A 14,497-nucleotide genomic window follows, 5' to 3' on the forward strand; every position below is an offset into this window, starting at 1 on the left:
TATATGCCGATTATAACATAAAAAAAAGAAAAAAGACAAGGTAATACCCTATCTTTTTAATTTCAATTTACTATTTCAAAAAATTCTGTATTCTGTCTAAGCCCTCAACAATATTTTCCATTGATGTTGCATAGGAAAGCCTTATATAGTCATCGCTTCCAAAACCTGAACCAGGTATTGCTGCAACCTTTTCTTCTTTTAAAAGTGCCTCGCAAAAATCAACAGAACTTTCAATTTTATGGCCCTTTATAATTTTATTTTTAATATTAGAGATATTAATCATAACATAAAAAGCTCCTTCAGGTTTTCTGCAGGATATACCTTCAATTGAATTTATTTTATCTACCATATAATTTCGTCTCTTTTGAAATTCTATTCTCATTTTTTCTATTTCATCCTGTGGGCCTTTTAATGCTTCAACGCTTGCATATTGAGCGATTGAATTTGGATTCGATGTTTCGTGGCTTTGTACGTTAGACATTATTGCTGCAATATTTTCCTCTGAAGCAGTATACCCAATTCTCCATCCAGTCATAGAATAAGCCTTTGACATACCATTTATTATAATCGTTCTTTTTTTAATTTCATCATTCAGCGATGCTATGCTTATGTGTTTTACATCATCATAAATTAGCTTTTCATATATTTCATCAGAAATAATTATTAAATCTTTTTCTATGGCTATTTTTGAAATCATTTCAAGGTCTTCTTTATTATAGACCGTACCTGTTGGATTATTAGGGCTGTTTAAAATAATAGCCTTAGTTTTATTTGTAATCGCCTTTTCTAAATCTTCTTTTGCATATTTAAAAGAATTTTTTTCCTTTGTCTCAACAAAAACTGGAACTGCGTCAACAAGTTTAACAAGTTCAGGATAACTTACCCAATAAGGTACAGGTACGATTACTTCATCACCTGCGTTGCAAATAGCAAAAAGAGCATTGTATAAAGAGTGCTTTGCTCCATTTGAAATAACTATCTGAGAAGGTTTATAGTTTAGATTATTGTCTTTTTTTAATTTATCACAAATAGCTTCTTTGAGTTCTAAAATTCCTGAAGAAGGAGTATATTTAGTTTTGCCTTCTTTTATAGCTTCTATAGCAGCGTTTTGTATATTGAAAGGAGTGTTAAAGTCAGGCTCTCCAGCACCAAAACTTATGACATCTATACCTTCTTCTTTCATCTTCTTTGCTTTTGCTGTTATTGCAAGAGTTACTGATGAAGATATTTTCTGAGCTTTTTTTGACAGCTCCATTGTATTCAACCTCCTGTTAATTATTTATATATAGTTTTAAGAGTAGCATCTACTATTCTTAAAGATTCATCAAGTAGAGGCTTATATAATAATTTTAATTTTTCATAATGTTTTATTCCAATATCAGTGATTTTATAATGCCTTTTAGTTTTCTTATCAGGTTCATCCCACCAGCCTTCGATTAAAAGATTATCCTCCATATCGCGTAAAAGAGGATATATCATTCCAGGACTGGGTCTCCAGCTATAATTCAAACTTATTTCAATCATATCTATTATTTCATTTCCATAACAGCTTCTTTCAGATAAGAAGTGGAGAATAAAAAGTTTAACTATAGCAGTTGTGTTTAGCTTGTTTGGAAATTGTCTGTTTCTATTTTCTCCACTTGGCATAGTTTCACCTCTTTAACTTTTTTAATTCATCGATTTCAGTGCTTCCAACTCCATATTTACCGAGTATATACTCTCCGTTAGTGCATATTCCGTGGCAGTCGCTTCCGCCTGTAATTATCATTTTGTTTTGCTTAGCTATTTCATAAAGAGCTTTAGATTGACTATTACTTTGCAATGAATGATATACTTCTATGCCTTCAGCGCCATATTCTTTTAAATTAAGTATAAGCTCTTTAATATCAAATATATCTAAACTATTATCTATTATAAATGGATGAGCAATAACAGGCAGACCTTTAGCTTTTTTTATTAAGGAAATAGCGTCTTTCGTTAATAATTTATATCTCTCAACATATCCGGGTTTCCCGCTTTCAAGTAGTTTATCAAAAGCTTCTGATGTATCTTTAAAATAACCTTTTTTGACAAGAACACGTCCTATATGAGGCCTTCCTAAAGATTTTACGTTGCTTCCAGCTTCTAATTCTACTTCTTCAACCCTAATATCATATCCTTGTTTTGTTATTTTATCTATCATCTCATATATTCTTTTAACTCGTGATTGCTGTAAAAATTTTAAATCTTCTAATAATTCTAAGTTCCTATAATCTATATAATAACCTAATACATGTATTTCTAATCCATTATAAAAAGAACTCAGCTCTATTCCAGGAATAAAATCAATACCATACATCTTTGATAGTAACTCGCAATCTTCCAATGAATCAACTGTATCGTGATCAGTAATAGATAAACCTATTAATTTTTTTTTCTTTGCTATTTTGAATATAGCATCAGAATCAAGAAGTCCATCTGATGCTTTAGTATGTATATGAAGATCATATTCTATCATTATATCACCATAATTACCATTTTATTTTAATATACCACTTAATTTTCTGTATGTCTATATCGTTTTGAAAGATTTCTTGCAAAAATTAATTCTCATGAATAAAATTCAACTCGCATAGTTTACATAAAAAAGATTATGTAACTTATTGATTAAACAAAAATGCCATATCGATATATGGCATTTTTACAAATTTTTAATGCAATTACTTAATATAAAATTTATCTTGGTTCAACGATAAATTTTATTGCTGTTCTTTCCTCTCCTTCTATAACTATATCTGTAAAAGCAGGAATACATACAAGGTTAAGACCGCTTGGAGCCATAAATCCTCGAGCAATTGCAATAGCCTTTACAGCTTGATTGATTGCTCCAGCTCCTATTGCCTGTATTTCAGCACAGCCATTGTCTCTTAAAACTCCGGATAGAGCTCCTGCTACAGCATTTGGATTGGATTTTCCTGATACTTTTAATACTTCCATTATAAAACCTCCCTATGAGCACAAATATTAGTCTTTAACATTAATATTCTACATAAATGAAAAATTTCCTCCTAATTTATATTAATATTTAGAAAAATTATATAATTTTGGTAAAGATTAAGGCAGCAAATAAAATTTGCTGCCTTATAAAAGAAATTATTTTGCATATTCAATTGCTCTAACTTCTCTTATTACATTAACCTTTATTTGACCGGGATATTCAAGCTCGCTTTCGATTTTCTTTACTATATCCCTTGCCATTTGAATTGCTTCTGCATCTGTTATTTGTTCTGGTTTAACCATTATTCTAATTTCTCTTCCAGCTTGTATCGCAAAGGATTTTTCAACTCCATCGAAGGAGTCTGCGATTTCTTCAAGTTTTTCTAATCTCTTAATATATGCTTCGAGAGTTTCTCTTCTTGCACCAGGCCTTGCTGCTGATATTGCGTCAGCTGCAGACACAAGAATTGCCTCTACTGTCTGAGGTTCAATATCATTATGGTGAGCTGATACCGCATGAATGATAGCAGGAGATTCGTTATATTTCTTTAATATATCACCGCCAATAAGTGCGTGTGGCCCTTCAACTTCATGGTCAATTGCTTTACCAATATCATGAAGCAATCCTGCTCTTTTTGCAATAGTAACATCGATTCCAAGCTCAGCAGCCATCAATCCAGCAAGGTAGGATACTTCTATTGAATGATTTAAAACATTTTGACCATAGCTTGTTCTATACTTTAGTCTTCCTAATAATTTGATTAATTCTGAATGAATACCATGAACTCCTGTTTCAAAGGTAGCTTGCTCACCTTGTTCTCTAATTTCATTTTCAACTTCTTTCTTGGCTTTTTCAACCATTTCCTCAATTCTAGCGGGATGAATTCTTCCATCAGTTATAAGTTTTTCAAGCGCTAATCTTGCAATTTCCCTTCTAATTGGATCAAAACCTGACAAAATAACAGCTTCAGGAGTATCATCAATTATTAAATCGATTCCTGTTAAAGTTTCAAGAGTTCTTATATTTCTGCCTTCTCTGCCTATTATTCTGCCTTTCATTTCATCATTTGGAAGGGTTACAACCGATACTGTTGTTTCGGCAACATGCTCAGCAGCACAACGTTGAATCGCACATGCTATAATCTCTTTAGCCCTTTTTTCTCCTTCTTCACGTGCTTTTGTTTCAATATCTTTTATCATAATTGCTGCTTCATGTTTAACTTCCTTTTCAACATCGCTTAATAATAATTGTTTTGCTTCTTCAGTTGTAAGTCCAGCAAGTCTTTCCAATTCTTCAATCTGTTTATTATAAAGCTGAGTGATTTCATCCTGCAGATTTTGAACTTCTATCTGCTTTTTATTTATATTTTCTTCTCTAACTTCGAGTGCTTCAACTTTTTTATCTAAAGTTTCTTCTCTTTGAAGAACTCTTCTTTCCATTCTCTGAAGTTCATTTCTGCGTTCGCGTACTTCTTTTTCAAATTCTGTTCTTAACTTATGGACTTCTTCCTTTGCTTCAATAATTGCTTCCTTCTTTTTTGATTCTGCCTCTTTTTCAGCCTCAGAAACTATCTTTTTAGCAAGCTCCTCTGCACTTTGGATTTTTCCTTCAGCTATATTTTTTCTAACAAAATAGCCTGCAATAAAGGCTATTATTGCAACTCCACCAGATATTATATATGATGTATAAAATTGAATAATACAACACCTCCTTAATAATTAAAATCACTAACTCCAGTAAATATATTAAATAAATAAAATACCGGAATCAAATCGATTCGTGTAATAATTAATTTTTGAATATTTCTTCGAATCGATATATAATAACCTGGCTAAGAAAAATTACCATTCGAAGCATATAACAAATAATGACCAATTGATATAACCATTATTTGTCTTTATTTTATTATAGAATTAATATTATGTCAAGTTTATAGGTTCTACTGAGGATATACCATCATTAATAGTAACTTTATAACAGGTATCTGCACAATGAAGCAGATGATTATTATGAGTTACCATTATTACCTGTCTTTTGAAAGTTGTACTTATCTGCTTAATAAAATCAGCAACATTTACAATATACTCATCACTAACATGTTTTGCAGGCTCATCAAGAATTAAAGGTCCATCTATTTTGGGATTGTGAATCTGCATCATTGCAATTCTTATTGCAAGAGATATTATATCTACTACTCCCCCGCCCCTCGACTGCTCAGGATCTGTAGTTATTTTTTCCCCGTTCATATTGGATATAACATAGAATTCAGCTTCAATTCTGTTTGACTTTTCTACTAATTCTATTTTAAATTCCATTGAAGGATCAAAAATATATTGAAGGCATTGTGTAATTAAATATTCCATCTGCTTTTTTGATTGTTCCCTTGCAAATTGAGATGTGCTTTGAAATAATAATTTTATTTTTTCAAGATTATCTATCTTCCCATTGTTAATTATAAGCTGTTTTTCTATTTTTGATTTTTGTTCAAGAAGATTATCCATTCTGCCTTTTTTCATAAAATAATCTTGTTTTTGTTTATTTAATTTTTCATTCAAATCCATTATAGCCTGTGTATACAATATATCACCTCATTATATATCAGAAGGCATCATGCTTTCTATTTTATCTATTAATTCTTTAATTTCATTATCGAGTTTTTTAATTTCATTATCAAGGTTTTCAGGAGCAACTCCTAAATCATTAAGTTCTTTAATAATAGCATCCTTTTGGATTTGAAGCTGTTCAAGGCGTGTTTCTGCTTTTATTTTTTTATTTTTATATACTTCGATTTTATTTTTTAATTCATTAAGCTTTAATTCATAGTTCATATAATAATTCCTCCTATAATTCATTTATTATTTTTTCAATTGAGTGTTCTTCTATTGGCGATAAACAAACAGGGCACCTTCCAAGCTCTTTTAAATACTGTGTATATTCTTTTATAAAATTATCTATATATTCATTAGAGCTTTTTATTTCTTTATTTGTTTCGTTTAAATCCTTATTTAAATTTAAGAGTTCGTTTTTTAATATGTTTAATTTTAAGAGTTTTTCGTTTATAATTTCAATACTGCTTATATTAGAATCAGCTTCGTTTATATTGTTGAATTTTGAAATATATACATAACCTTTTTTTAATGAAGATTCAACATTTTCAAGGTTAGATTTGATATTATTTAGTTTTATATAAATATCAAATTTATTATTATAAGATTCTAATGATTCTTTTGCTTTATCAACAATTTTTAGCTTTTCATAGATTCTTTTTAGCTTATTTATTTCATCTTCAATAGAATTGAATTGTATATTTAATTTCTTTAATATATTAGTTCTGTTTAATGCATTAGCAGCGTCTATTAATTTTAAACTGCATGAATCTGTATGTTTTGTTATATCAAGTATATTTTTCTGATAATTTATTTCATTTAAAATTTGATGCAATGATTCATTTGCATTGTTAAATTTGTTTTTTAAAATAATTTTGGAGTTTGCTTCAGAAACTAAACTAATAGTATTATCTAAATCTCCTATTTTTATAATAATATCTTGTGCTTCATTAATTTCATTTTCTACTGCTAAGAGTTTATTTTTTATGCTTTTTAATTTCTCAAGCTTGTTGAACTTATCATTTAATATTTTTAGGTTAATTTCAGTGATTTCTATATTTTTTCTTATGTTTTCAAGATTTTCATATTGTTTTAAATCCTCGTTTATATCATCATAATCCTTAGAGAACCTTTTAACTTCACCTTGAAGGTTTACTAAGTCTTTATTAAGTTCTTTTAAGGCCTCATCGATTATATGTACTCCAACAAGTTTTCCTATCGCTTTAGCCTTTATAGAGCCGGTTTTATCTAATAGGAAAGGTCCTTCAAGCTGACTTGCAAGATTTATACTTTCAGGAGAATCAATATCAATATATACCTTATTTATTCCATGTGCTGATAATATCTCCTTTGGAATATCATTTTTAAACCCTTCAAATATGCTTTCTTCACCTTTTGAGTCTATAAGCCTATATATATTTCTATTTTTTGCTCTCTCCCTTATAATAGTTGTATCATCACTAAAGGTTACTGAAACTTTGCAGGAGTTTTCACCCTGAGTTATAAAGTCTGTTCCTTTAGGCTCATTATATAATACCCATTTTAAAGCCCTTATGATTGCTGACTTGCCGCTGTCAGATGGACCACATATAACGTTATAACCCTCATTAAAAATTATTTTAGTATCTTTATGTGATTGAAAGTTTATAATTTCTATAGATTTTATATATCTCATAACATCCCTTCTTTACTTGAAAGTAAAAGCTGTGCTTCTCCAATTCTTCTAATTGCTTCATCTTTAATATCATCAGGTATTCTTTCTCTTATGGAAATTTCTCTTATAATCGATTCAATATTTAAAATCTCAAAACTTCCATAGGAATTAACCTGCTGAATAAATTCGTTTATTTTTTGCTGTTTGAATTCTTCCTGCCTTAAAATTTCTTTATCAAAAATTTCATCTCCATTTTTTGCACACTTTAGATTTCTAATATCAAACTTTAAATCTTTATCTACATTAATTATAAGATAGGATGGGATTCTTTCTGCTTCTGATAATGTATTGCTGATTCTTGATATTGAGCCGATGTTTATAAAGTATTTATCATTTACTTTTTTAATTCCAAATCCAGTATGATAATGTCCGCACAATGTTATATCAGATAGGGTTTTATCAGCTATTTCATCAATTAATGTATGTGGTACTCCTTTAATAAAGGGTTTGTCAAGGAGCATACCGTGTACAATATGAATTGCAAAATCACAATTTTTTTTATAATTAACTATATATCCTTCTTTTTCATTTGACGTATCTATATTGTAATAATAAGGGCAACCTGTTAGTTGTATTGTTATGACATCCTTTTTCAGGTAAATAAATTCATTAAGATTAATTAATTTAACTATGCCTAATGTATCTAAAATACCTAAAACAGTTCTTGAAGCTGTAGAAGGATTCTGACCAAATATATCATGATTTCCTAAAACACAATATATGGGGAGAGGAAGCTCCTTTAGATATATGATGAACTCATTAACTATTGACAAAGATAAATCTGGTCTGTCAAATAAATCTCCTCCAAACAGTACATAATCAATATTTTCATTTTTAACTGTTTCAACGATTTCTTTAAATTTCTCCTTTAATGCTTCAATATAGTTATCTTTTCTCGATTTGGGGCTGCTTCCTCTTATATGAGAATCAGTAAAATATAAAAATTTCATAATAAATCACCATCATCTTCTATTTTTAATGAGCTTATAGCTTTTTTTACTATATCATAGGTAAATCCTTTAGATAAAAGATGTCTAATAAGCTTATTTCTTATATTTTTTTCATCCTTACAGTATTTAATTTTCTTTTGCAATATTTCAAGAGCGTTTTCATACTCATAATCGCTGTTATTATCAAAAAAGCATTCTTTTATTAAATCAGGATTAATACCTTTTTTTTGCAGATTGTATTCTATCTTTTTCCTGCCATATTTTTTTATATATATACAATCGTTTATATATTTTTTTACATATCTTTCATCATTAATAATATCATATAATTTAAGTTTTTCTATAGTTTTACTTATTGAAGTAAATGAGTACCCCTTATCTGATATTTTTTTTGAAATTTCGTATTCTGTATAATCTTTTTTCCCGAGAATAAACAGAGCATAATTATAGCATTTCGTTACTTCACAGCACTCAATTAGAGAATTTAATTGCTCTTTAGTTATTTCCAATCCTGATTTTATTGAATATTTTAATATATCCTCGCTTGAAGCGGAAAAAGAATATTCGTCATCTATAAAAACATTATATCTTTCATTCTTATTGTTTTGTTTTATTACTTTTGTAATTATCATAACACACCTCATAATAAAAGAACCTACAGGATTAAGCACCCAGTAGATTCTAAGATTTATAGGATTTTCATCAGGAACAGATTATTTTGCTTCTTTAATTTCTTCGACTTTATTAACTATTAATGGAAGTTTATACTTTTCTCTGATTTTATTTTCAATTTCAATTGCTATAGCTGTATTTTCTCTTAAGAAATTTTTAGCATTTTCTCTTCCTTGGCCAAGTTTTGTATCGTTATATGAGAACCATGCTCCGCTTTTTTGAATTATGTCATTATTAACTGCAACATCAAGTACATTTCCCTCCTTTGAAATGCCTTCTCCGTACATAATATCAAATTCAGCCTGTTTAAATGGAGGAGCGACTTTATTTTTAACTACTTTTACCCTTGTTCTGCTTCCTAATATATCTTCTCCCTGCTTTATTGAATCAACTTTTCTAACATCGAGTCTAATAGATGCATAAAATTTTAATGCTCTGCCTCCAGGGGTTGTTTCAGGATTTCCGAACATTACTCCAACTTTTTCCCTTAACTGATTTATAAATATTGCAACACATTTTGATTTGTTTATTGCACCAGCAAGTTTTCTTAAAGCTTGTGACATAAGCCTTGCCTGAAGGCCGACATGTGCATCGCCCATTTCTCCTTCGATTTCGGCTTTAGGAACAAGGGCAGCAACTGAGTCTATAACTATGACATCTATTGCTCCTGACCTTACAAGTGCTTCAGCAATTTCAAGTGCCTGTTCTCCTGTATCAGGCTGTGATAGTACAAGGTTTTCAATATCAACACCAAGCTTTCTTGCATAAACAGGATCGAGGGCATGCTCAGCATCTATAAAGGCTGCAGCGCCTCCATTTTTTTGTGCTTCAGCTATAATATGAAGTGCAACCGTAGTTTTACCTGAGGATTCAGGTCCATATATTTCTACTATTCTGCCCTTTGGTACTCCGCCTATTCCAAGAGCAATATCAAGATCTAAAGAACCTGTAGAAATACATTCTACATTTAATTTAGCATCTTCTCCAAGTTTCATAATTGAGCCTTTTCCGAATTGCTTTTCTATTTGGCTTATAGCCAATTCCAATGCTTTTTGTTTTTCAGTTAACATTATATCAACCCTTTCTCAACATTCCGAACATTAGTTCTGAATGTATTATAATATATATATTAAATAAGGTCAAGCCATATATTTAAAAAAGAGCTGAAATGTTTTATCAGCTCTTTATTCTTTAGGGTTTAAACACTTTCTATTTTTATATATATAATCAATTCCAGATATAATAGTAATTATAACAGCAATAAATATTAATACATTATTATAAGGTAATTCAATTAATGCTGCAACGATGGCGATGATTTGCAGAACTGTTTTTGCCTTTCCCCACTTGCTTGCTGCAATTACTATTCCCTCAGAGGCAGCAACTGCTCGAAGGCCAGTAATTGCAAATTCACGCGCTATTATTATCATTACAACCCAAGTAGGAAGTTTTTTCATTTCAACAAGTGATATTAATGCTGCAGTTACGATAAGTTTATCTGCAAGAGGGTCCATAAATTTACCAAATTTGGTAACTTGATTTCTGCTTCGTGCAATATATCCATCTAATGTATCTGTTAGTGCAGCAATAATAAAAACAACTGTTGCAATTAGAGTTCCATATTTAACTTTTATAGCTAAAATAAACAAAAAAACGGGAACAAGTATTATTCTTAAAATAGTTAGTTTATTTGCAAGATTCATCATATACAACTCCTATTAAATCATAAGTATAGGCCTTTATAATTTTAACCTTAATTATTGTTCCAATGTCTATCTTATTATCATTACAATTTATAAATACTTGTTGATCTATTTCGGGAGCATCTTTATATGTTCTGCCGTAATATTGATTGTTTTTTGTTTTACCGTCTATGATTACGTCAATTATTTTCCCTATCTGCTCTTTATTTTTATTAAATGAAATCTCGCTTTGAAGTTTCATAAGAATATCTTTTCTTTTGTTTTTTATATCATCATCGATTTGATCTTTCATTTTTGCAGCTATAGTATCTTTCTCTATTGAGTAGGTAAAAACTCCAACTCTATCAAGTTTATAATCCATTAAAAATTGTTTTAGCTTATTAAAATCTTCTTCCGTCTCTCCTGGAAAGCCTACAATTAATGATGTTCTTATAACTGCATCAGGAACTTTATTTCGAATATTATTTATTTTTGTTATTATTTCTTCTGATGAACTTGCACGCTTCATTTGCTTTAAAATATTATTGCTTATATGCTGTATAGGTATATCAAAATAATGGCATATTTTATTGCTTTTTGCAATAGTTTCTATAAGCTCATCGGAAATCTTTTCGGGGTAACTATACATAACTCTTATCCATTGAATTTCCTCAATGGCTTCAAGATTCTTTAACAACTGAGGCAGCATTCTCTTACCGTATATATCTACTCCATACATCGTGGTGTCTTGAGCAACTAAAATTATCTCTTTAACGCCTTTTTTTGAAAGTTCTTTTGCTTCATGGATAATGCTGTCCATGTCTCTGCTTCTAAACTTACCTCTGAGTTTTGGAATAATGCAGTAACTGCATTGATTATCGCATCCCTCAGCTATTTTAATATAAGCATAATGTTTTGGAGTTGTTAAAATTCTTTCTTCATAATTAAAATTATAATTTAAATTATCAGTTTTTACAATTCCATATTTTCCACTTAATGCTTCTTTTACTATATTACATATATCATAGTAGTTGCCAGTGCCTACTACTGCATCAATTTCAGGCATTTCTTCAAGTAATTCGCCCTTATAGCGTTCAGCCATACACCCCGCAACAATTATTAATTTACATCGTCCAGTTTTTTTATTTTCTGCCATTTCAAGTATAGTATTTATTGACTCTTCTTTAGCGGAATTTATAAATCCGCAGGTATTAATGATTATTATATCTGCTTCTTTCTCATCGTTTACGATTTTATATCCTTCCTTTGATAACTTTGAAAGCATAATTTCAGAATCTATTCTATTTTTGTCACAACCGAGAGATACAAAACCTATATTTAAATTCATGTCAAATCCTCCTTTATTAATTTCCCAGGCAATTATTCGCAATTAAGAGCAAATATTATATATTATCTAACATATACACATTTATTCTTATTATATCTTAAATTTACATTATATGTTTGCCTATGACAATATTTTTCATATTATATACATTTCATATAATATCAGATTTGATATATCTCGACAATCGTAATTTAAAAATTAATATTTATGTAAAAAATAGAAGCTATGAAAATATTATATTGCCAAACAAGGATTGGATATATTATTTCCAATCCTTGTTTTAAATTGAATTATTCTTCAAAGGAACTATTATAAAAATCCTCTTTGCTTACAAGAACTTGTCTTGGCTTGCTTCCTTCCTGAGGGCCGACAATTCCACGCTGTTCCATTTGTTCAACTAATCTTGACGCTCTATTGAATCCAACTCTAAGTCTTCTTTGAAGCATAGAAGCTGATACTTGGCCATATTCAACTGCAATTTTTATAGCTTCAGGAAGAAGTTCGTCAACATCTGAATCATCGCTTGCTAAATCGTTTTTATTTTCTATAACTTCTATAATTTCATTATTATATATAACGTTACTTGAATCCTTAAGATAATTTACCACTTTTTCAACTTCTTTTTCAGATATGAAAGCACCTTGTATTCTTATAGGTTTATTCTCTCCTATAGGAAGAAATAACATATCACCTTTTCCAAGAAGTTTTTCAGCCCCTGACATATCAAGAATTGTTCTTGAATCTACCTGACTTGATACGGCAAAGGAAATACGGGATGGTATATTAGCCTTTATAAGACCTGTTATAACATCAACCGAGGGCCTTTGTGTTGCGATTACAAGATGCATTCCAGCAGCTCTTGCCATTTGTGCAAGTCTGCAGATTGCATCTTCTACTTCGTTAGGTGATACCATCATAAGGTCTGCAAGTTCATCTATTACTATAACTATTTTTGGCAATTTCAACTCAGGGTTCGTTTTTTCCATTAGTTTATTATAGCTTTCAATATTTCTAACATTGTTTTCTGCAAAGAGCTTATATCTTTGAGTCATTTCGTTTACAGCCCAATATAAAGCGGATGCAGCTTTTTTAGGCTCAGTTACAACAGGTATTAATAGATGCGGAATACCATTATATATGGATAGCTCTACTACTTTAGGATCAATTAAAAGCATCTTAACATCCTCTGGGGAAGATTTATAAATTAAACTTGTTATTAATGTATTTATACAAACACTTTTACCCGAACCCGTTGCACCTGCTATTAGAAGATGAGGCATTTTTGATAAATCTGCTATCATGCATTTACCGCTTATATCTTTTCCAAGAGCAAAAGCTAATTTTGAACTAAATTCAGTGAATTCATTTGATTCTATTACTTCTCTTAACGTTACAGATACAATTTCCTTATTGGGAACTTCAATTCCAACTGCGGCTTTTCCAGGTATTGGTGCTTCAATCCTAACCATAGGAGCTGCAAGATTAAGTGCAATATCATCTGAAAGATTAACAATTCTACTAACCTTTACTCCGGGACTTGGATGAAGCTCATATCTTGTAACTGAAGGTCCTCTACTTACTTGTACAACCTTTGCCTCAACTCCAAAGCTTAAAAGAGTTTCTTCAAGTATCTGTGCATTATTTAATAGTTCCTTTTTATCTTGAATATTTCCTTTATTTTTATTCTCAGTAAGAAGTTCAATAGGAGGAAAAACGTATTCGGTTTTTTTTGAATCTAATTTATTTTTATTTATCTCCTTTGAAATATCTTCTTGATATGAACTTTTAGTATCGTTTTGAGAATTTAAATTAGTTTCTTCATTTGTTTCTTTTATAAAATCAAGTATTTTAATCTTTTTATCTAAATTATTTATGTTATCCTCATATTTTTTTACAATATTCTCCTGGTTGCTTTTTTCAGTTTCAGTATCTATTGATGCTTCATTAGTATTATCATTTATTTTTATTTTTTCCTTTTTTAAAGTCTTTCTTTTCTTTATATTAGAAATAGCATTGTTAAGAATGTTTCCAATTGATATTTCAGTAGATAATATAGTAAATATTAAAACTAAACAAGTTAGTATTATATAAGTTCCTATTTTATCGAATATGTATATTAGAGGAATATCAATAAATTCGCTTACAACTCCTCCGCCTTTTCTTAAAAGTCCAAGCTCATAGGCTTTAAATAATTTATCCATATAATCTAAATTTTTGTTGCTATATGAATAATTTAAATGAATCAATAATAATAGAGTATATATTATAAGACATATAGATATAAATCTTTGTCCTATATTAAATCGTGTTTTATTTATTATAAGAGCAATTCCTACTATGAAGAGTATTGGAGGAAAAATGTATGAACCAATTCCGAGCAATCCAAAAAAGAAATCTCTAAAAATTTTCCCTGCTAATCCTGATGGTTCCACATATATGCTAAGTCCTGTTAATAAGGAAATAGCAACGACTATTATTCCATAAATTTCATTTTTATAACTTGATTTTGAAGAATTTTCTTTTGCCTTTTTTGCCATAAAAATCATCA

General features: G+C 29.7%; 14 protein-coding genes. All 14 read right to left on the reverse strand.

From position 1 onward, the window contains the following. Window positions 1-70: 70 nt before the first annotated feature. A complete protein-coding gene (locus tag B5D15_RS06275; RefSeq protein ID WP_078696266.1) occupies window positions 71-1,255 on the reverse strand; it encodes a pyridoxal phosphate-dependent aminotransferase in 1,185 nt (394 codons plus the stop codon). Window positions 1,256-1,275: 20 nt separating this feature from the next. Beyond that, entirely contained in the window at window positions 1,276-1,647 is a 372-nt protein-coding gene (locus B5D15_RS06280; protein ID WP_078696267.1) for a PadR family transcriptional regulator, read from the reverse strand. A 4-nt stretch (window positions 1,648-1,651) separates the two neighbouring features. Next, the gene (locus B5D15_RS06285) at window positions 1,652-2,497 is read right to left on the reverse strand and encodes a PHP domain-containing protein (protein WP_078696268.1); all 846 of its coding nucleotides are present in this window, start codon (window positions 2,495-2,497) and stop codon (window positions 1,652-1,654) included. A gap of 218 nt (window positions 2,498-2,715) precedes the next feature. Then, window positions 2,716-2,976 (reverse strand): stage V sporulation protein S, encoded by a 261-nt coding sequence (locus B5D15_RS06290; protein ID WP_078696269.1) that lies wholly within the window; start codon window positions 2,974-2,976, stop codon window positions 2,716-2,718. 156 nt (window positions 2,977-3,132) lie between these two features. Beyond that, window positions 3,133-4,632, reverse strand: coding sequence for a ribonuclease Y (rny, locus tag B5D15_RS06295; RefSeq protein ID WP_423236569.1), 1,500 nt, complete (start codon window positions 4,630-4,632; stop codon window positions 3,133-3,135). Between the two features lie 264 nt (window positions 4,633-4,896). Further along, window positions 4,897-5,556, reverse strand: coding sequence for a DNA repair protein RecN (locus tag B5D15_RS06300; protein WP_242948701.1), 660 nt, complete (start codon window positions 5,554-5,556; stop codon window positions 4,897-4,899). 12 nt (window positions 5,557-5,568) lie between these two features. Next, window positions 5,569-5,805: a hypothetical protein gene (locus B5D15_RS06305; protein ID WP_078696271.1), complete on the reverse strand. Its 237-nt coding sequence runs from the start codon at window positions 5,803-5,805 to the stop codon at window positions 5,569-5,571. Window positions 5,806-5,818: 13 nt separating this feature from the next. Continuing rightward, entirely contained in the window at window positions 5,819-7,258 is a 1,440-nt protein-coding gene (locus B5D15_RS06310; protein ID WP_078696272.1) for an AAA family ATPase, read from the reverse strand. Continuing rightward, window positions 7,255-8,247, reverse strand: coding sequence for a metallophosphoesterase family protein (locus tag B5D15_RS06315; RefSeq protein ID WP_078696273.1), 993 nt, complete (start codon window positions 8,245-8,247; stop codon window positions 7,255-7,257). The genes B5D15_RS06310 and B5D15_RS06315 overlap by 4 nt, the downstream gene beginning before the upstream one ends. After that, window positions 8,244-8,879, reverse strand: a complete 636-nt coding sequence (locus tag B5D15_RS06320; protein ID WP_179122214.1) for a regulatory protein RecX — start codon at window positions 8,877-8,879, stop codon at window positions 8,244-8,246. The genes B5D15_RS06315 and B5D15_RS06320 overlap by 4 nt, the downstream gene beginning before the upstream one ends. Before the next feature lie 81 nt (window positions 8,880-8,960). Next, window positions 8,961-9,989 (reverse strand): recombinase RecA, encoded by a 1,029-nt coding sequence (recA, locus tag B5D15_RS06325; protein ID WP_078696275.1) that lies wholly within the window; start codon window positions 9,987-9,989, stop codon window positions 8,961-8,963. 114 nt (window positions 9,990-10,103) lie between these two features. Continuing rightward, complete coding sequence (gene pgsA / locus B5D15_RS06330) at window positions 10,104-10,622, reverse strand: CDP-diacylglycerol--glycerol-3-phosphate 3-phosphatidyltransferase (protein WP_078696276.1); 519 nt, start codon at window positions 10,620-10,622, stop codon at window positions 10,104-10,106. Further along, complete coding sequence (rimO, locus tag B5D15_RS06335; RefSeq protein WP_078696277.1) at window positions 10,606-11,949, reverse strand: 30S ribosomal protein S12 methylthiotransferase RimO; 1,344 nt, start codon at window positions 11,947-11,949, stop codon at window positions 10,606-10,608. Before rimO ends, pgsA begins: the two co-directional genes overlap by 17 nt. A 290-nt stretch (window positions 11,950-12,239) precedes the next feature. Further along, the gene (locus B5D15_RS06340) at window positions 12,240-14,486 is read right to left on the reverse strand and encodes an FtsK/SpoIIIE family DNA translocase (protein ID WP_078696278.1); all 2,247 of its coding nucleotides are present in this window, start codon (window positions 14,484-14,486) and stop codon (window positions 12,240-12,242) included. Window positions 14,487-14,497 lie beyond the last annotated feature (11 nt).

It is taken from the genome of Caloramator quimbayensis, assembly GCF_900167605.1.
Classification (GTDB): domain Bacteria; phylum Bacillota; class Clostridia; order Clostridiales; family Caloramatoraceae; genus Caloramator_B; species Caloramator_B quimbayensis.

What these genes read in the sequence shown, in the direction of transcription:
- B5D15_RS06275 (WP_078696266.1), bottom strand. Translation starts at nt 1,255, where the DNA reads ATGGAGCTGTCAAAAAAAGCTCAGAAAATATCTTCATCAGTAACTCTT.
- B5D15_RS06280 (WP_078696267.1), bottom strand. Translation starts at nt 1,647, where the DNA reads ATGCCAAGTGGAGAAAATAGAAACAGACAATTTCCAAACAAGCTAAAC.
- B5D15_RS06285 (WP_078696268.1), bottom strand. Translation starts at nt 2,497, where the DNA reads ATGATAGAATATGATCTTCATATACATACTAAAGCATCAGATGGACTT.
- B5D15_RS06290 (WP_078696269.1), bottom strand. Translation starts at nt 2,976, where the DNA reads ATGGAAGTATTAAAAGTATCAGGAAAATCCAATCCAAATGCTGTAGCA.
- B5D15_RS06305 (WP_078696271.1), bottom strand. Translation starts at nt 5,805, where the DNA reads ATGAACTATGAATTAAAGCTTAATGAATTAAAAAATAAAATCGAAGTA.
- B5D15_RS06310 (WP_078696272.1), bottom strand. Translation starts at nt 7,258, where the DNA reads ATGAGATATATAAAATCTATAGAAATTATAAACTTTCAATCACATAAA.
- B5D15_RS06315 (WP_078696273.1), bottom strand. Translation starts at nt 8,247, where the DNA reads ATGAAATTTTTATATTTTACTGATTCTCATATAAGAGGAAGCAGCCCC.
- B5D15_RS06320 (WP_179122214.1), bottom strand. Translation starts at nt 8,879, where the DNA reads ATGATAATTACAAAAGTAATAAAACAAAACAATAAGAATGAAAGATAT.
- recA (WP_078696275.1), bottom strand. Translation starts at nt 9,989, where the DNA reads ATGTTAACTGAAAAACAAAAAGCATTGGAATTGGCTATAAGCCAAATA.
- pgsA (WP_078696276.1), bottom strand. Translation starts at nt 10,622, where the DNA reads ATGAATCTTGCAAATAAACTAACTATTTTAAGAATAATACTTGTTCCC.
- rimO (WP_078696277.1), bottom strand. Translation starts at nt 11,949, where the DNA reads ATGAATTTAAATATAGGTTTTGTATCTCTCGGTTGTGACAAAAATAGA.
- B5D15_RS06340 (WP_078696278.1), bottom strand. Translation starts at nt 14,486, where the DNA reads ATGGCAAAAAAGGCAAAAGAAAATTCTTCAAAATCAAGTTATAAAAAT.